Below are 17,796 nucleotides of genomic sequence, written 5' to 3'. Positions count from 1 at the left end.
TTGCCTGACGAGCGAATTAGCGGGCGCGGTAGGTGATGCGACCTTTGCTCAGGTCGTAGGGGGTGAGTTCCACTTTGACCTTATCGCCGGTGAGGATGCGAATGTAGTTTTTACGCATCTTTCCAGAGATGTGCGCAATGACCACGTGTCCGTTTTCCAGCTTTACGCGGAAAGTGGTATTTGGCAGGGTGTCGATCACCTCGCCTTCCATTTCAATATAATCGTCTTTTGCCATGCGGCAGCAACCTTCAAATAACTTGATCAGACCTTTACCCCGGAGGCAATCTTGCCTAGCCGCGGCTTGACGGGCGAGCATTTTGCACGAAAAGGCAGAATAGAGCAAAGGGCGCGTGCGTAGGAATTATAGAGATTTCAGGCTCCAGCGGTTCTCTGTGAGCATTTCAATGGGTTGGAACTGGCTTTTGTAGGCCATCTTATGGCATTTCTCTATCCAATAGCCCAAATACAGATTGGGAAGCCCTAACCTTCTGGCCCATTCAATTTGGTAGAGAATGCAGTAACTGCCCAGACTGCGCTTGTCCTCATCCGGGTCGAAGAAAGTATAGATGGCCGACAGGCCTGCAGTAAGCAGGTCGGTGACCGCCACTGCGACTAGGCGCCCACGTGCACGCAGCTCAATATAGCGAGTAGCTCCCCAGGCCGGGCTTAGGAAGCTGCGATACTGTTCGCGGCTCGGAGGGTACATTTCCCCATCGGCATGACGCTGCTCAATGTAGCGTGCGTACAGCTCGTAATGCTCATCGGTGTCGATGGATTCGATATGAAAGATATCCAGGTCCTTATTGCGTTTCCAGCAGCGGCGCTGGTTGCGATCCGGTACAAAAAGGCCCACTGGTACACGGGCGGGCACACAGGCCCTGCATGTTGCGCATTGAGGTCGGTAGAGATAGGCCCCGCTGCGGCGAAAGCCCAGCTCTGAGAGGCGATTGTAAAGGCGTTGGTCTACCTCTGTCTGCGGGTCCACAAATACCGTTGTAGCCTCCCTATCTGGCAGATAGCCACATGGGTGGGGCAGGGTTGCCAAAAGTCGGACCGAGTCGAGTTGAGAATATTTACCCATAAGTCCACGAAAGTTTCCAAGGCTGCGGAAAGGCGGGCTGTATAAGGCCGTCCTCCAGCAGGTGTTCGAAGTCCCTACGACACATTTCAACGGCCCCAAGACTACTCAGGTGGGGGTTGCTTACCTGGCAGTCGATCAGTGGGCAGCCCCACAATTCTAATTGGCGAACGAGGTGGACAAAAGCGACTTTGGAAGCATCTGTCTCCCTGTGAAACATGGATTCCCCAAAAAAAATACGGCCGATTGAAAGACCGTAAAGTCCACCGACCAGCCGACCCTCACGCCATACCTCAACGGAGTGGGCATGGCCCAGATGGTGCATGTCGATATAGGCCTCGGTCATCTCATCGGTAATCCAGGTGCCATCTTCAGAACTCCTGGGGAGGCGGCAACCCTCGATTACTTGTTCGAAGGCTTGGTCAAATGTGACTGAGAATATACCTCTGCGCAGGGTTTTACGCAGACTGCGGCCAATATGGAAGTCGCTGGGTATTACTACACAGCGCGGTGAGGGGCTCCACCAGAGGATAGGCTGGTCTTCGGAAAACCATGGGAAGATACCTCGGCGATAGGCGGCCAACAACCATTCCGGGGAGAGATCTCCACCAGCTGCGAGGAGTCCATTGGGATCGTCTAGAGCAGTCTGGGTAGAAGGGAAATCTATATGATTGTGGTCGAGCCACATTAGGCGGCTTTGGGTATTCCTTGCCACAAACTGTTTCCTGTCCTGGGTCTGAGGAGGCCCGGGTAGCCTTGAGGCTACCCGGGTGAGAAGCAGTTGTTAGGCGTCGAGGAAACGCTCGGCGTCCAGGGCTGCCATACAGCCGGTGCCAGCGGAGGTGACCGCCTGGCGGTAGATGTGATCAGATACATCGCCAGCTGCAAACACGCCGGGCACAGATGTCTGAGTGGCGTTACCCTCCAGGCCACTTTGCACGATGATATAGCCGTTATTCATTTCAAGCTGATCTTTAAAGATGCCGGTATTGGGCTTGTGGCCAATCGCGATAAATACACCGGCGGCCTCCAATTCCTTGGTGGAGTCATCCTGGGTGCTGCGAACGCGCAGGCCGGTTACTCCGTTGTCATCACCAAGAACCTCGTCGAGGGTGTGGTGAAAGCAAAGTTTGATATTGCCGTTTTCCACCTTCTCCATCAGGCGATCCTGAAGGATCTTCTCGGCGCGAAGCTCGTCACGGCGGTGGATCAGGGTAACTTCACTGGCGATATTGGACAGGTATAGGGCCTCTTCTACTGCGGTATTACCACCGCCCACAACGGCTACTTTCTGATCGCGATAGAAGAAACCGTCACAGGTCGCACAGGCACTGACACCACGACCCTGGAAGGCTTCTTCAGACGGTAGGCCCAGGTATTGAGCTGAGGCACCAGTGGCGATGACTAGGGCGTCGCAGGTATAGGTTTCATTGCCCTTCAAAGTGAATGGGCGATTGTTCAGATCTACAGACTCGATGTGATCAAAAATAATCTGGGTGTCGAAGCGCTCGGCGTGTTGTTGCATTTGCACCATCAGGTCGGGGCCCTGCAGCTCGGGGATGCCACCGGGCCAGTTTTCAACTTCTGTAGTGGTGGTCAACTGCCCACCCTGTTGCATACCGGTAATAACAACGGGATTCAAGTTTGCGCGGGCTGCGTAAATGGCTGCTGTGTAGCCTGCAGGGCCAGAACCGAGAATAATCAGTCGATGATGGTTGTTGCTCATGAAACTCTCTTTAAACCTGTCTGTGTGCAAAGTTTACCCAGAGAACTGGGAGTCCACCTAGCCGGCCATATTTTGATCAGCCAAAGCTATTAGATTGGCCGATATAATAGGCGAAAGTGACAATTCGACGAAATAGTTTGCCTCAATTTATGCCATTGGGAAGTGCTATTTAGATCGCTGCAGCGAGTCGACCCGGCTCTCAATACCCAGAAACGACATCAATAATTGAGAATAATTCATTGTTTTTATTGAATAAATTGCGATTTATTCGATGTGAAGTCCGCTCGGTACGACTTATAAAGTATTTGTATTTGGTCACAAGAGGGCTCGGAGGAGGTGTTTTCATCCTTTTGGTAGTTAGCCAAATTTGGGATGCATAACAACGGCCAAAGGGCGAAGCCATGAGGCAGGGCAGAAAAATAGTACCGTTGAATCTGGGCAGCAATTTGATTGGCCACCCCACATTTACCTTCAGTCTCAGTAATGAAGCACAGGTATTTGTGTCGGAAATCCTGGATGACACTTTCTCCTTGAGGCTTTCTGTCGATTTAGGGCCTGATGGTAGCCATATTGCCAGTTTGCATGGCCCTCCAGATTTAGTGGAGTTGTTCGCATCCCTGAAGCTGCAGGTCAGATGCGATATTGTGGCGGATGGGTACAATGTCCTTTCCCATGATGCTTTAGATGCCTTCGTGGCTTCACCCGAGTCGAAAGCAAAGCTACTCGAAGCGCTGGATCTCAGAGAGGGAAATAAAGTACTGGATTTAATGAGCGGTAGTGGCGCGGTCAGCCAGTTGCTGTTGGAGTATGGTGATAAAAAGTCAATGGGGCTCGCCCTCAGTATGTGCGATACCCACCACTCCCAGCTCAAGCGTATCAACTCAAAAGTGCGTGAAAGGGTTGTCGATGTTACTGTGGGTGATGCCAGGGCATTGCCTTATGAAAAGGAATCTTTTGATGCGGTGGTACTCAAAATGGGGCTGCACGAAGTGCCCCAGTTGGACCAACCGCTGGTAATGAGGAATGTCTTTCGGGTCCTGAAGCGAGGGGGGCGTTTTATTATTTGGCAATTGCTGCCGGCCTCCGGTGTGATACAGGATGTGTTTACAGATATCGTACGAAAAACCAGCATGTTGGCTGGTTGCGAATCTCAAGCATTCAACCGCTACTTCCCCAGGCAGGACCAGATATCCTGGCTGTTTAAAAGTGCTGGGTTCAGAGGGTGTGAGGAAATATTTCAGGCTGAATTCACTTACAGCACCCGAGCAAGCCTGGGGGCCGAGCTGGGTGGAGACTCCAGCAAACTAGAAATACTGAACAACTTTGCCCGCGACAGAGTGCCCCAAGAGATAAGAGATTCGCTGTGTTGGCGGGATACTGGAGAGGATATCTCCCTTAAGATCCCGGCTTGTATATATCGCACATACAAACCAGCATAAATCAAAGATAATTAGGCCACAGAGGAAATCGCTCAAGTAGCGATTTCCGTTTGTTACAAGTACCAGAAAGCAACAGCAAAGAATATTGAGGTAAGCCATTGAAGGCCGAAAGCGCAACCGGAGAAAATTCTGAAAAGAGCGGTGCATTGCCGGATTCACTCGTCGCCCGTTTGGTCCGAGAGGGGGCGTTAATCTGCCTGCTGGCAGGGGCACTATTAATGGCTATCAGCCTGCTCAGTTACGATTCCCAAGATCCAGGTTGGTCCCATACCGGGCAGCTAGGCAAAATTCACAATGCCATTGGTCCTGCAGGCGCCTGGCTCGCCGATGTCTGCCTTTCTCTATTGGGTTGGATGGCCTATCTGTTTCCCCTGTTGATTGGCTTGCGTGCTTATAAAATCTTACGCGACCGCAATGCACGTTTCCATGCTCCCCTGTTTGCGCTGAGAGTCTTTGGTCTGTTCCTTCTGTTAATTAGTGGTGCCGCTTTGGCCACACTATGTTTTTCTCCCGCTGACGATCCTCTGCCTTTCACCAACGGCGGAATCATTGGAGACGCGCTATCAAGTTCTCTTCAGGGAAGTCTTGGTTATGTTGGTGGGACCATTTTATTGTTGGCGATTTTTGCCATTGGTGTGACGATATTCACTGGCCTTTCCTGGCTCAAGTTGGCCGAGTCCATTGGTCGTAATGTGTTAGGGCTTATCGCCTGGTTGAGCAGTTACTACAAGCAATGGCGCCTGAAGCGCACAGAACAGCGCGTGGCGCGGGAAGCCATAGTCGTGCGCAAAGCTGCAGTGGAAGAAGAGAAACAGCGCACCGCCAAGCGAATTCCCCCCAAGATTGAAGCGGCTCCAGTAAAGCCCAAGCAGAGCCCCCGTGCGTCTAAAGAAAAGCAAGGCGAATTATTCAAGGGCGGGCCTGTTACAGGAACATTGCCACCTTTAGGCTTGCTTGATCCTTCCGATCAAAATAAGAAACCGGGCTTTTCCCGGGAATCCCTCGAAGCCCTGTCGCGCTTATTGGAGCTGAAGCTTAAAGATTTTGGTGTGGTAGCCGAAGTTGTATCGGTATTGCCCGGTCCTGTGGTAACCCGCTTTGAGATCCAACCGGCGCCGGGTGTAAAGGTGAGTAAGATTTCAAACTTGGCCAAAGACCTGGCCCGATCTTTGGCGGTAATCAGTGTCCGCGTAGTGGAGGTGATCCCGGGGAAATCGGTGGTGGGTATTGAGATTCCCAATGAAAATCGACAGATGGTACGTCTTAGTGAAGTGCTGTCCGCCGATGTCTATGAGAATGCCAAGTCCCCCCTGACATTGGCACTTGGGCACGATATTTCCGGCCAACCGGTAGTGGCCGATCTCGCCAAGATGCCCCACCTCCTGGTTGCCGGTACCACTGGATCTGGTAAGTCTGTGGGCATCAATGTGATGTTGCTCAGTCTTTTGTACAAGTCTACTCCGGATGAGGTTCGCCTGATCTTGGTGGATCCAAAGATGTTGGAGCTATCGGTGTACGAGGGTATTCCCCACTTGCTCACTCCGGTGATCACCGATATGAATGATGCAGCCAACGGTTTGCGTTGGTGTGTGGGCGAGATGGAGCGTCGTTATAAATTGATGGCGGCGATGGGAGTGCGCAATCTAGCGGGCTTTAATCGCAAGATAAAAGAGGCAGAGGAAGCTGGTGAGCCGATTTTAGATCCACTGTGGGAACCGGATCCTGCTTCCAGCGTTCCGGCTGAAGAGCAAACCGCTCCTGCACTTAAGGCACTGCCCGCAATCGTGGTTGTTATTGATGAATTTGCCGACATGATGATGATCGTTGGCAAGAAGGTGGAGCAGCTGATTGCCCGTATCGCACAGAAAGCCCGTGCTGCGGGGATTCATTTGCTGTTAGCTACTCAACGACCCTCAGTGGATGTGATTACCGGATTGATCAAGGCCAATGTGCCTACCCGTATTGGCTTCCAGGTTTCTTCCAAGGTGGACTCCCGCACAATCCTAGACCAGGGCGGTGCCGAGCAGCTGCTCGGTCACGGCGATATGCTCTACCTCCCTCCGGGCAGTGGGGTACCAGTGCGGGTTCATGGCGCCTTTGTGGACGATCATGAAGTGCATAAAGTTGTCGCGGACTGGACACGGCGCGGAGAACCCGAATATATCGACGGCATTGTTGATGACAGCAACAACAGCATTCCAGTGCCTGGCCTGCAGTCTGAGGGCGGTGATGAAGATGACCCTGAGGCTGATGCTCTTTACGATGAAGCGGTTGCCTTTGTCACGAAATCACGCAAAGCGTCCATCTCTTCAGTTCAGCGCCAGCTTCGCATCGGCTACAATCGCGCCGCGCGAATTATCGATGCCATGGAGGCTGCCGGAGTCGTTTCACCGGCGGGGCATAATGGCAACCGTGAGGTACTGGCTCCGCCTCCAGCCTAAATAAAGAGGGGCGGCGCCATCCAAAGTTAAGCTGCGGTTCACTTCCCGCTGACTAATCTTTAGGGAAATCAACATACTGGAAATCGATGATGAAGAATATTCTGCGCAACTTCCTGCTGGTATTGACCGTTGCGAGCAGTGCAGTCTGGGCCGATGCTACAGAAGAGCTCGGCAAACTCCTGCAACCGTTGTCTTCCCTTTCCGGAAACTTTAAGCAAACGCTGATTGATGAGCGCGGTAAGGTATCTCAAAAAAGCAATGGTAGTTTTTCAGTACAGCGGCCAGGCAAGTTGCGCTGGAAAACCGGCGAGCCATACGCCCAGTTATTGGTAACGAATAATAAAACCCTTTGGCTCTATGATCCGGATCTTGAGCAGGTCACTATACGTCCGGTGGATGAGCGTATGAAAGAGACCCCAGCTTTACTACTCGGCGGTAAGGTTGAGGATATTCGTAAATCATTCGATGTGGCTTTAAAGGACGGTATTTATCAGCTGACGCCAAAAAATCCAAAGGCGCCGTTCAAGTCTATGGAAATCCGCTTTGCTAAAAATGGTCTGCCATCTGCTATGAAAGTGCGCGACAGCATGGGGCAGAGCACGGAGATTGTTTTCAACAGTTTGAAAGCAAACCCGAAACTTTCCGAGTCCATCTTTAATTTCAAGCCGCCCGCTGGTACAGACATAATCAAAGATGAGTGACCTGTTTCAAATCCCGCAACGGCATCAGCCGCTGGCCGCAAGAATGCGGCCTAATTCTCTGGCCCACTATGTGGGCCAATCGCATTTATTGGGGAAGGGAAAGCCGTTGCGGGAAGCGGTTGAGCGCGGCCAGTTACACTCAATGATTCTGTGGGGACCACCGGGCGTCGGTAAAACCACATTTGCCCGGCTGTTAGCCGAGGAGTGTGATGCGCGCTTTGCTACTCTCTCAGCGGTGTTGGCGGGGGTGAAGGATATTCGGCAGGCAGTAGCAGAGGCCGAGCAACAGCGCATGCAGTCAGGCCGCAATACCATTCTTTTTGTCGACGAAGTACATCGTTTTAATAAGGCGCAGCAGGATGCCTTCTTGCCCTATGTAGAAGAGGGCACGGTGACTTTTGTTGGTGCTACAACCGAAAACCCGGCTTTTGAGCTGAACAACGCCCTCTTATCCCGCTGCCGTGTGTATCTACTGCGCAGTATTCCCGAAGAAGATCTTATCGGGCTGCTTGGGTATGCGCAGCAGGCGGATGATCAACTGCGCGAGCGCAATGTTCATATCCCGGAAGAGGTTTTGGCTAAGATTGCCCGCGCGGCCGATGGGGATGCGCGCAGTGCCCTGAACCTGCTGGAAGTCGCCTGCGATTTGGCCAGGGAAGAGGGCGGTAGGTTGCTGGTCGATGAGGATGTGCTCAGTGAAGTGCTCAGCGCCGACGTGCGTCGATTTGACAAGGGCGGTGATTATTTTTATGACCAAATTTCCGCCATGCATAAATCGGTACGGGGTTCAGACCCCGATGCCGCGCTTTATTGGTTTGTGCGCATGCTCGATGGTGGTTGTGATCCCTTATATGTTGCCCGCCGGGTAGTGCGAATGGCCAGTGAAGATATTGGCAATGCCGACCCGCGAGCATTGCAATTGGCTCTTAATGCCTGGGATGTACAGGAGCGTCTCGGTAGTCCCGAAGGAGAGCTGGCCATTGCGCAGGCAATTACCTATCTTGCTGTCGCGGCGAAAAGTAACGCAGTTTATAGCGCTTATAAGCGTGCAGTGGCGGATGTGCGCCGTGATCCCAGCTACGAGGTGCCGGTGCATTTGCGCAATGCCCCCACGAAGTTGGCGAAAAGTTTGTCGCATGGGGCCGAGTACCGCTATGCCCACGATGAGCCAGATGCTTTCGCCGCGGGGGAAAACTACTTCCCAGAAGAAATTGCGGACAGAGAGTATTACCAGCCGGTTCCCCGTGGGCTGGAGTTAAAAATTTCCGAAAAGTTGCAAGTGTTGCGCAGGCTTAACAGTGAGAGTGAGCAGCAACGTTATAAGAAGAAACCATAAGGATTTAAGGTAAAAGACCATGCAGTGGCTGGCCATCGCCATAGGTGGTGCCTTGGGGGCAATACTTCGTCACCAGATAAGCGTCTGGAGCTATCCGGTATTCAGTGGGAAGTTCCCGCTGGGTACATTGATCGTGAATGTGCTTGGATCATTTTTGATTGGCATCGCCTACATTTTGATCACCCATAGAGCAATGCTCGGAGAGGAGTGGCGCCTGCTAATCATGACAGGAATGTTCGGTGCACTGACCACCTTTTCCACTTTCTCCCTAGAGAGCTTGATACTGTGGCACAATGGCCAACCTTTGATGGCCCTTGGCTATATTGTCGGCAGTCTCATTTGCTGTCTGGCGGCCACGGGAGCCGCAGTCGCCTTAGCGACGCGTTATTTTTAACCAATATTTATTTTAATTCTGTTGTAGGAGCCTGATTACAGGCGAACTGGAAACGATGCTCGATCCCAAACTGATTCGCACGGATATGGACCAAGTGGCCGCGGCCCTGAAAAAACGCGGTGTGGAACTGGATACTGCCAAACTGGAAGCCCTCGAGGAGCGCCGTAAAGAGCTGCAGGTGCGCACCGAGAGTTTGCAAAACGAGCGCAATAGCAAGTCGAAAAATATCGGGCGAGCTAAGGCCGCCGGAGAAGATATTGCTCCGCTGCTCAAAGAAGTCGAGTCCCTCGGGGGCGAGTTACAAAATGCCAAGCAGGCGCTGTCTGAGTTGCAGGAAGAGTTGGATTCGATTCTGTCCGCAATTCCCAACCTGCCGGATGCTTCGGTGCCCGAAGGCGAGAGCGAAGATGACAATGTGGAAGTACGTCGCTGGGGCCAACCCCGTAGCTTCGATTTTGAGATCAAAGACCATGTAGATCTCGGCTCCCAGCTTGGCGGTCTCGATTTTGAGATGGCGGTAAAACTTACTGGATCGCGCTTTGCTGTGATGTCCGGTGAAGTAGCGCGTTTACACCGTGCTCTCGCCCAACTCATGCTCGATACGCACATTGAGGAGCATGGTTATAAAGAAACTAACGTACCGGTGGTCGTCAATGGTGACTCCCTGTATGGAACCTCGCAGCTGCCAAAGTTCGAGGAGGATCTGTTTAAGCTGACCGATGAGCGTGGCTTCTATCTGATTCCGACAGCAGAAGTGCCTCTTACTAATATGTATCGCGATCATATTGTCGAGGACAGTAATTCTTTGCCGCACAAGCTGGTCGCGCATACAACCTGCTTCCGTTCTGAGGCCGGTTCACACGGCCGCGACACTCGCGGCATGATTCGCCAGCACCAGTTTGAAAAAGTGGAATTGGTGTGGGCGGCGCGCCCGGACCAGTCCGAGGAAGCGCTGGAGACCCTTACCAAAAATGCTGAGGCGATCCTGCAAAAGCTGAACCTGCCTTACCGCACTGTAGTGTTGTGTGGTGGTGATATTGGTTTCGCTGCGCGCAAGACTTACGATATCGAAGTCTGGATTCCCTCTCAGGACAAGTACCGCGAAATCTCTTCCTGCTCCCTGGTGGGTGACTTCCAGGCTCGCCGTATGAAGGCGCGTTGGCGCAACCCGGAAACCGGCAAGCCGGAATTGTTACACACACTGAATGGCTCCGGCTTGGCAGTAGGGCGCACCTTGATTGCAGTGCTGGAAAACTACCAACGCGAGGATGGCAGTATCGAGGTCCCTGAAGCGCTGCGCCCTTATATGCGTGGTCAGGAAGTAATCTCCGCTGCCTGAGCGCAGTGACTTAAAAGGGCGAACGTTATGTTCGCCTTTTTTCTTTTCTGGGTAAAATACTACCCGACTGCTTGTTTGATGGATTAATCAGTGCGTTATCTCCCTCTTGCATTCGATGTAAAAAATCGCCCCAGCTTAATCGTTGGCGGAGGCTCCATTGCCACACGTAAGGCCCGCTTGTTGCATAAGGCGGGAGCTCGGATTCTGGTGGTATCCCCGGATATCACGGAAGAATTGCACCGGATTGTGGTTGATTCTGATGGAGAGTGGCATCGGGTAACTTATTCTGTTGAGCATTTGGATCTGGCCGACTTGGTGATTGCGGCAACGAGCAGCTCTGAGGTCAATGGCTGTGTATCCAGGGATGCGCAGAGGCGCCGCTTGCCGGTAAATGCAGTGGATGCTCCGGAATTGTGCACTTTTACTTTCCCCGCAATTGTCGAACGTGGCGATCTATCCATCGGGATCAGTAGTGGTGGTGTGGCCCCAGTTCTCGCCCGCCGCATTCGCGCCCAGCTTGAGGCATTGCTTTCCCCTGGGCTCGCATCACTGGTTGATTTCGCTTCGCGTATGCGCTCACAGGTGAAGCAGGCGTTGCCGGAGGCGCGGCGTAAGAATTTTTGGGAATGGGTCTTTGCTGGGCCTGTTGCCCGTCGGGTGGAAGCGGGTCAGCTGGCAGATGCAGAGAGGGAATTCTTGGGCGCGTTGCAAGATTGGCAGGGGAGCCCCAACCCGCTTGGAGAAGTTTATTTGGTTGGGGGTGGCCCCGGAGATCCCGATTTATTAACTTTCCGCGCGTTGCGACTAATGCAGCAAGCGGATGTGGTGCTGTACGACCGCCTGGTTTCTCCAGAAGTTATGGACTTAGTCCGAAGAGATGCCGAGCGTATTTATGTCGGCAAAAAAAAGGCATTTCATGCCGTACCCCAGGATGATATCAACCAGTTACTGGTTGATCTGGCCAAGCAGGGAAAGAAAGTTCTGCGCCTGAAAGGTGGTGATCCCTTTATTTTTGGGCGTGGTGGAGAGGAGATCGACAAACTGGCTGACGCCTCAATTCCTTTTCAGGTGGTACCGGGAATAACCGCTGCAGCGGGGTGTGCTAGCTATGCGGGGATTCCGCTGACTCATCGAGATCATGCACAGTCGGTACGCTTTATTACGGGCCATTTAAAAGAAGGTAGTCTCGACCTGCCATGGAAAGAGCTGGCTTCCGGTAGCCAAACCCTGGTTTTTTATATGGGATTAACGGGCCTGCAAACAATATGTACAGAGCTGGTTCAGCATGGCCTACCGACGGCCACGCCAGCGGCGCTGATTGAAAAAGGCACTACCAAGGCACAAAGGGTGATCATCGGTGATCTCAACACGCTTCCCACACTTGCCAAAGAAAAAGCTGTACGGGCGCCTACACTCACCATCATTGGTGGTGTGGTGGGGCTGCATAAAAAACTCAGCTGGTACCAATCCAGCGAGAGCTAAATGGGCTCTGGCAGGCTAATTACTATTGTGCAGGCCTGAAACTACCTAGGTAAGACCTATACTGAGAAGGTCTTTCCGTCAGGTATTTGTGTCATGCTGCTGACGATAATTTGCTTTTATTGCACTAATTTTGTGCGATTCTTTCTCCCGCAACAGCCCGAGTTTCCACAAATTGGCCTATTAAGTCATGACTCCCGCCGCTATAGATACCAATATCGCCAAAAGAAGGCGTTAGTACGCTGGCTATGGATAGGCGTTTCTCTGGTTATGCTGTGCTTTCCACTTTTACCTTTAGTGGTTGGCCTAGCTTTTTTTACCACCTTCCTGTCATTCGCTATTCTGGATGAGACTGCTTGATATCTGTTTCCAATGGTTAATCTAAAAATCCTGTCATGGGCATTAGCGGCACAGGCTTGTGCCGCAGCGAGTGTGGGTGGGGATAGGCCTGAATAACTTTTTTATCAGTATTTTCAGTACAGTTACGGCAGTTATTGCAGCCTGAGCTGATAGCGGCTCTCCCCCTCAATAAAAGGGGAGGGGTTTCCCTCGACCCAATCTTCATGGCCTTTGTCAAAAAACGGGGATAACGGGTGACTGCTTTGCCCTGTAGCCATATGAAAAATACCCTGCTCTTCGCGCCCAGGGGAGACAACCATTCGCTCGGAGGCACCATGGGTTGGTGATTGGAAGCGGGGCATGTGGGTGTCCCCTGCCAATTGGTCTCTGGGCATGGCGGTAAACCAATCTATGGCCGAGACTGCTCTTGCCAATGGGTGTCGAATGGAAGCCGTGTTTTGTTCACCCCAGGTTTGCTCTAATAGCGGGAGCCCGCCCGTCGACATTTTATCCAGTACTTGGTTAAGTGCAGATAGCTTCAGAGCTGTCCAGGATTCAAAGTCGGGGTTAAGTAAATGTTGAGGTTCTTCTTGAGCAAGAGTCCAGATCGGATACTCAAATTGGCGTTTTAATTGACCGAAGGAAAAGTTCGGTTGGGTTTTTCGCATAAATGTAAGAATAGGAGCGGTACTAAGCTCCATAAACTTTAAGCGATAGTTGCGCACAATTCGGTATCCAGCCGAGTCAGCGCTGGCGCGTCCGCCCCAATCTCGAACGAGTTTGTAGGCTTCGTCATAGCCTTCCCGGTCATGTAGAAGTTCTGAGAGGTGTTGCTGCCATCGCTGAAGAAAAATAGCGCGATCATCCAGCTGTATATCTAATAGTGCTTGTTCATCAAATTGTTGGCGGGCAAGTAGGCTGTCGCGAATCTGCTGCTGGCGGGCACCGAGAGCATAGCCATGGTCGCCCATGATCTTAAGCCAGTCACCGCTCAGGGTGCGGGCATTTGCGCTCCAAAGGCGGTGGTTGTCTGGGTTGTAAATTCGCGGCTGTTCCTCCTTAGTAAGATATCCGTCCCAGTAAATAGTCCCACCGGCCCAACTTACTGAACGGCTGCCATCAAAGCCAATTCGCTTGGGAATGGGTCCAGCGATTGTCCAGCCAATATTGCCTTCTTTATCGCCTACAACAAAATTCTGGTGAGGAATACCGATGTCTGGGCCCAGGTCTAATGCCTCGCTGGCGGAGGTAATAGATTCCATCTGCAGCAAGTTCATATTGCCACCGGAAATATCGTGGGCAACCCAGCGGTAGGCGAGGGGGGTTCCCCGGTGGTCTTTACCGATAACAGGTCCCCAGACGGTTTTTTCTACTGCTATGGTTTCATCTTTGGCACCTTTTACTTTTATGGTTTCCTGTTCGATAGAGAGATCTCGCCAGCCATCCGGGGTCAGATACTGGGTTGCATCAGAGTTTAATTCCAGTGGGATAAGGTCACCCCAATCCGCTCCGGTATTGGTAAAGCCCCAGGCAACTGCGCCGTTGCTACCTGCTACCACAATTGGGCCTCCTGGCAAGGTCACACCGCGGATACTTCTTTCAGTTCCAGGAATATTCCAGCCCGCACGAAACCAGATATTGGGTACAGTCAGTCCCAGGTGCATGTCATTCGCGAGTATGGCACTACCATGTTCTGTTAAAGCTCCCCCAACAACCCAATTGTTACTGCCGTAAACTTTGTCATCACTCTGCATGGCTTGATAGGCAATGGGATCGTTTTTATCCAGTAATGAGGAAATAGGCGTTTCTGGAATATTATCGAGAGATTCCGCTTCGCCAATTAGAGGGGCATCCCAAATACCTCCGGCGGGAAAGAAGAAAGCATAGAGATCTTGGGGTAACAGATCTGCTAAGGCGGTATCGCGCCGCTCAAACTTGCCCTCTTCACTTTGCAATGTTAAGTACATGCTAAAGGTTGCCAGCAGGCTGTCTGCTGCGTTCCATGGCCTGGGCTCTTGCCCCAGAAGCAAATACTCCCAGGGTTTAGCGTTCAGATACTGCAGGCCAAAATTTACCCCTTGAACATAGTGGTTGAGAAGTTGGCGCTGGTCTTCAGGCATTGCCGCAATATTCCTCTCTGCCCGCTTGCGAAACTGGTGTCTACGGACCTTTTTATCTTTCTTTAGTGCGGCAGCTCCTACCAATTCAGACAGCTCACCGGCGGAGCTTCGGCGCAACAGGTCCATCTGGAAAAAGCGCTCCTGGGCATGTAAAAAGCCCAGGGCAAAAGCGCTACTATTGCGGTCATCGGATTGAATAATTACTACACCCTGCTTATCCCGGTGAATTAATGCAGGTTCTAGTAGTTGCCCTGTGACAATACTTCCTTCGAGTGATGGCAGGCTTTGTCGCCACCAACCCCAGACTGCGAGAAGAGTGAGTGCTATGAGTGCCGAAATTACAACGAGTAAGGGCAATACACGACTTTTTAAATAAGACGAACGCACCATAGTTTTTCCCGTATAGCGGTTAATGAAATGGACGTTGGTAAAATCGGACCTTATAGAATCCGTAAATATATAAGTTACTAGAGAACACACCTTAGTAACTTTTCGTGACGATAATAGATAGTTATTTTCGCCGATTAACCTGTCTTTTCGCGCAATCCTTCACAAAACTGACCAGTCATAAGAAAAAGGTCATGTCGGGGTTTTAAATCCAAAAAGGCGACCGTAAGATGGCGTGGAATAACAAAAATAAAAAACCAATACATCACGCTGTATAACAATAAATGCGAGGACGCGATGATGCACGATGTTGGTAGCACCGTAAAAAACCGTCAATTTAACCTCTCTATCCTCTCCGGCGCTATTGCCTTCTTTACAGCTGTGAGCGCTAATGTTCAAGCTGCAGAAATTGAAGAAGTTGTAGTTACAGCACAAAAGCGAGCGGAAAACCTACAGGAAGTACCGATCGCGATTTCCGCATTTACCGGGGAAAATATAAAAGAGTCGGGTGTCAAAAATCTCACGGATCTAGGCCGGTATACGCCTGGTGTCGAGATGCACAACGATACCGCTTTGCAGCCAACATACAGTATCCGCGGTATTCAAACCAACGATTGGACCGTGGGATCCGATCCGGCCGTTGCTGTTTATGTGGACGGTGTCTACACCGGTCGCGGTGCAGGCGCCGAAATTCCCCTGACGGATATAGAAAGAGTGGAGGTTCTGAAAGGCCCACAAGGTACGCTTTTTGGGCGTAATGCTACGGGTGGGGCCATTCATATTATTACCACCAAGCCCCAGGCAGATAATACCGTCGAGCTAAATCTCACCGCTGGTAATTATGGCCGCCAGTCCTCCGATCTGCTTCTCAATCGCCAGCTAACCGATACGCTTTCCGCTCGTTTCTCCGCATCCACTAACCGCCGAGACCCCTTTGCGGATAATTTGGCGGGTGGTTTTTCAGTAGGGGATCAGGATACCCAGACCTACCGGGCATCTGTTTTGTGGGAGCCTGCGGAAGATATTGAGGTGCTGTGGCGGGCAGACTATGGCGTAATGGATCAGGGTAGTGCGTTGCGCACAACTATTGTGCCCAGCCTAAAAGAGGGAACCGATGTATTCGGGGACTACGCTCTGGATACACCAACCATTGAAGATCGAGATTCTTTCGGCACTTCCCTGACCGTTAGCAAAGAGTTCGATAACTTTACCCTTACCTCGATCACGGCTTATCGAAAGTTTGATGCGCACCTGCAGCAGGACGAGGATGGCACAGCCAATCCTGACCATATGTTTGGGTCTGCGAATACAGATGACCAAAGCCAGTTCTCGCAGGAATTCCGCCTCAACGGTGCTACCGACTCGATTAAATGGACTCTGGGAGCCTCATACTCCCAAGAGGAGTTGGACCACACAACTTACGCTTATTTCACTACCGGTTCTGTTGAATCTTTTGCCGTTTACGAAGGTATCAAAGAGAGTTTTCCAGAATTGACCCAAACAGAGCAGGAAGACCTGGCGGTTATGAATCGGCAGTTATTGCAGTCGATGGGGCTGGAAGGCGTTGCCAGTGCGACTTTTGTCTATGACTTGATGTTGCAAAGTGGCCAGGTGGATGCGTTACTTCATGCGCTAGGAGCGCCGGTAAGTGGCAGTATGCTCAGGGCGGATCAGGTTGTAGAGCAGATGATGGCAGGCTTCCAGCCCTGGATAGCTTCTGATGCCCCTTGGAACGAGAGTGTGCGCAACACTGGTGATTATCGCTCTACAGCGCTCTATGGCGATATGACCTGGAGTATCACCGACAAAATGGATCTGACGGTCGGTGCCCGCTACACCTACGATAAGAAAGATTTCACTATTCAAACCGCCTATGGCAACAGTATCCCGCTGTCATTGTCTGGCGGAGACGTGGATCTCCTAGATGAAAATGGCAATAAAGTCGGCAGTATCACACTGCCAACAGTTGACCTGGGCTCACAGCTTTTTGGCATCGCCTTTTATAACAATGGTCAAACAGAGTTAAATTCCAAGCTGAGTGATAGCTGGAGTGATATTTCCGGCCGCATCGTGCTCGACTATCGCTGGACTGATGAGATGATGACCTTTATCTCCTTGGCGGATGGTTTTAAGGCCGGCGGATTTAACAGCCTTAACTTTGGTCCAGGTGTGGAATCCTCATTTGATCAGGAAGATGTCGTCAATTTGGAAGTGGGGCTTAAGAGTAGCCTGTTTGATAACCGCGTGCGTCTAAATGCGTCTGTATACACCTATGAGTATAAAAACCTTCAGGAGTTGGATCTGGTCGGTTACCCAATCCCCAGCTACAACCTGAGAAATGCCGACGCTGAGGGGACCGGTGCCGAGATAGAAGTGCAGTGGGCCGCCACCGATAGTCTGTTCATTGCCGGTAATTATTCATACTTGGACACTGAATTCACAGACTATCAAATTATTACGGCTATTGGTGAAACCGAGGAAGACTCCAAGGTTGGTCAGGCCAGGGTTTCCACTCCCGAAAGTAAGCTCAACCTGATGGCTGAGTACACAGTGGATTTAGCTTCAGGTGGAGAGTTTGTATTCCGTGGAGATTATAACTGGACGGATGAGCGCATCGGCTCCATCACCGATAGAACCCGCATCGTGGATGATTATCAGTTATTTAATCTACGTGCTGCTTGGAATAGCGCATCGGATAACTATTCAGTAGCCCTTTGGGTGCAGAACTTAACCGATGAGGAAATCGCTGGGGGTTATGGTGGCACTGGTGCTGCGATCGGGGCGAGCCCGGCATGGCGTTTTATGCCGAGAATGTATGGCGCAGATTTTACTGCACGATTTTAATTCATTATTCATGTCAGCATGACGAGAGTGTGGGCCGGTTATCCGGCCCTTTTTTTTGCATGAGTTTTTCTTAATTGAATAAAGTGGCGTGGATTAGGTCGTGTAGTTCTGCAAGCTCTTAGGAATACGCCTAAAACTGCGTATGATGATTTCAATAGAACTGAATTCTATCG

Annotated in this window: 13 protein-coding genes; 8 read left to right on the top strand and 5 right to left on the bottom strand. The window is 51.4% G+C overall.

Annotated features, from left to right (window positions below; all coding sequences use genetic code 11):
* Positions 1 to 16 precede the first annotated feature (16 nt).
* The 4 genes from infA to trxB form a co-directional block, all read right to left on the bottom strand.
* Positions 17 to 235 carry a translation initiation factor IF-1 gene (gene infA, locus ACJJIC_RS14330; RefSeq protein ID WP_010130378.1) on the bottom strand — a complete coding sequence of 73 codons (219 nt, stop codon included), beginning with the start codon at positions 233 to 235 and terminating at the stop codon, positions 17 to 19.
* 126 nt (positions 236 to 361) lie between these two features.
* Positions 362 to 1,081, bottom strand: a complete 720-nt coding sequence (locus ACJJIC_RS14325) for an arginyltransferase (RefSeq protein ID WP_252081787.1) — start codon at positions 1,079 to 1,081, stop codon at positions 362 to 364.
* Complete coding sequence (gene aat, locus ACJJIC_RS14320) at positions 1,074 to 1,793, bottom strand: leucyl/phenylalanyl-tRNA--protein transferase (RefSeq protein ID WP_444904898.1); 720 nt, start codon at positions 1,791 to 1,793, stop codon at positions 1,074 to 1,076. The genes ACJJIC_RS14325 and aat overlap by 8 nt, the downstream gene beginning before the upstream one ends.
* Positions 1,794 to 1,862: 69 nt before the next feature.
* On the bottom strand, positions 1,863 to 2,804 hold the full coding sequence (gene trxB, locus ACJJIC_RS14315; RefSeq protein WP_444909493.1) for a thioredoxin-disulfide reductase: 942 nt from the start codon (positions 2,802 to 2,804) through the stop codon (positions 1,863 to 1,865).
* A 401-nt stretch (positions 2,805 to 3,205) separates the two neighbouring features.
* Between trxB and ACJJIC_RS14310 the strand changes: the two genes are divergently transcribed.
* The 7 genes from ACJJIC_RS14310 (at position 3,206) to cysG (ending at position 11,936) form a co-directional block, all read left to right on the top strand.
* Positions 3,206 to 4,243 (top strand): class I SAM-dependent methyltransferase, encoded by a 1,038-nt coding sequence (locus ACJJIC_RS14310; protein ID WP_444884724.1) that lies wholly within the window; start codon positions 3,206 to 3,208, stop codon positions 4,241 to 4,243.
* A 98-nt stretch (positions 4,244 to 4,341) separates the two neighbouring features.
* Entirely contained in the window at positions 4,342 to 6,684 is a 2,343-nt protein-coding gene (locus ACJJIC_RS14305) for a DNA translocase FtsK (protein WP_444909494.1), read from the top strand.
* A gap of 89 nt (positions 6,685 to 6,773) precedes the next feature.
* On the top strand, positions 6,774 to 7,385 hold the full coding sequence (gene lolA, locus ACJJIC_RS14300; protein WP_444884726.1) for an outer membrane lipoprotein periplasmic chaperone LolA: 612 nt from the start codon (positions 6,774 to 6,776) through the stop codon (positions 7,383 to 7,385).
* Complete coding sequence (locus tag ACJJIC_RS14295; protein ID WP_444909495.1) at positions 7,378 to 8,721, top strand: replication-associated recombination protein A; 1,344 nt, start codon at positions 7,378 to 7,380, stop codon at positions 8,719 to 8,721. The genes lolA and ACJJIC_RS14295 overlap by 8 nt, the downstream gene beginning before the upstream one ends.
* A 19-nt stretch (positions 8,722 to 8,740) precedes the next feature.
* The gene (crcB, locus tag ACJJIC_RS14290; protein ID WP_444884728.1) at positions 8,741 to 9,115 is read left to right on the top strand and encodes a fluoride efflux transporter CrcB; all 375 of its coding nucleotides are present in this window, start codon (positions 8,741 to 8,743) and stop codon (positions 9,113 to 9,115) included.
* 55 nt (positions 9,116 to 9,170) lie between these two features.
* Positions 9,171 to 10,454, top strand: a complete 1,284-nt coding sequence (gene serS / locus ACJJIC_RS14285) for a serine--tRNA ligase (RefSeq protein ID WP_445357255.1) — start codon at positions 9,171 to 9,173, stop codon at positions 10,452 to 10,454.
* 90 nt (positions 10,455 to 10,544) lie between these two features.
* Complete coding sequence (gene cysG, locus ACJJIC_RS14280; RefSeq protein WP_445357254.1) at positions 10,545 to 11,936, top strand: siroheme synthase CysG; 1,392 nt, start codon at positions 10,545 to 10,547, stop codon at positions 11,934 to 11,936.
* Positions 11,937 to 12,424: 488 nt separating this feature from the next.
* Here the strand turns inward: cysG and ACJJIC_RS14275 are convergent, their stop codons facing one another.
* A complete protein-coding gene (locus ACJJIC_RS14275; protein ID WP_445357253.1) occupies positions 12,425 to 14,782 on the bottom strand; it encodes a penicillin acylase family protein in 2,358 nt (785 codons plus the stop codon).
* A gap of 294 nt (positions 14,783 to 15,076) precedes the next feature.
* On the opposite strand from ACJJIC_RS14275, the gene ACJJIC_RS14270 reads away from it, so the two are divergent.
* Positions 15,077 to 17,623 (top strand): TonB-dependent receptor, encoded by a 2,547-nt coding sequence (locus tag ACJJIC_RS14270; protein ID WP_252081776.1) that lies wholly within the window; start codon positions 15,077 to 15,079, stop codon positions 17,621 to 17,623.
* Positions 17,624 to 17,796: the final 173 nt, after the last annotated feature.

This window comes from Microbulbifer mixtoriginis (SeqCode) (genome assembly GCF_052468275.1).
Note: the sequence above shows the minus strand (reverse complement) of the source record. Positions and strands in the feature narration are given on the sequence as shown.

What these genes read in the sequence shown, in the direction of transcription:
- ACJJIC_RS14310 (WP_444884724.1), top strand. Translation starts at nt 3,206, where the DNA reads ATGAGGCAGGGCAGAAAAATAGTACCGTTGAATCTGGGCAGCAATTTG.
- trxB (WP_444909493.1), bottom strand. Translation starts at nt 2,804, where the DNA reads ATGAGCAACAACCATCATCGACTGATTATTCTCGGTTCTGGCCCTGCA.
- crcB (WP_444884728.1), top strand. Translation starts at nt 8,741, where the DNA reads ATGCAGTGGCTGGCCATCGCCATAGGTGGTGCCTTGGGGGCAATACTT.
- ACJJIC_RS14295 (WP_444909495.1), top strand. Translation starts at nt 7,378, where the DNA reads ATGAGTGACCTGTTTCAAATCCCGCAACGGCATCAGCCGCTGGCCGCA.
- ACJJIC_RS14275 (WP_445357253.1), bottom strand. Translation starts at nt 14,782, where the DNA reads ATGGTGCGTTCGTCTTATTTAAAAAGTCGTGTATTGCCCTTACTCGTT.
- ACJJIC_RS14270 (WP_252081776.1), top strand. Translation starts at nt 15,077, where the DNA reads ATGATGCACGATGTTGGTAGCACCGTAAAAAACCGTCAATTTAACCTC.
- infA (WP_010130378.1), bottom strand. Translation starts at nt 235, where the DNA reads ATGGCAAAAGACGATTATATTGAAATGGAAGGCGAGGTGATCGACACC.
- serS (WP_445357255.1), top strand. Translation starts at nt 9,171, where the DNA reads ATGCTCGATCCCAAACTGATTCGCACGGATATGGACCAAGTGGCCGCG.
- lolA (WP_444884726.1), top strand. Translation starts at nt 6,774, where the DNA reads ATGAAGAATATTCTGCGCAACTTCCTGCTGGTATTGACCGTTGCGAGC.
- ACJJIC_RS14325 (WP_252081787.1), bottom strand. Translation starts at nt 1,081, where the DNA reads ATGGGTAAATATTCTCAACTCGACTCGGTCCGACTTTTGGCAACCCTG.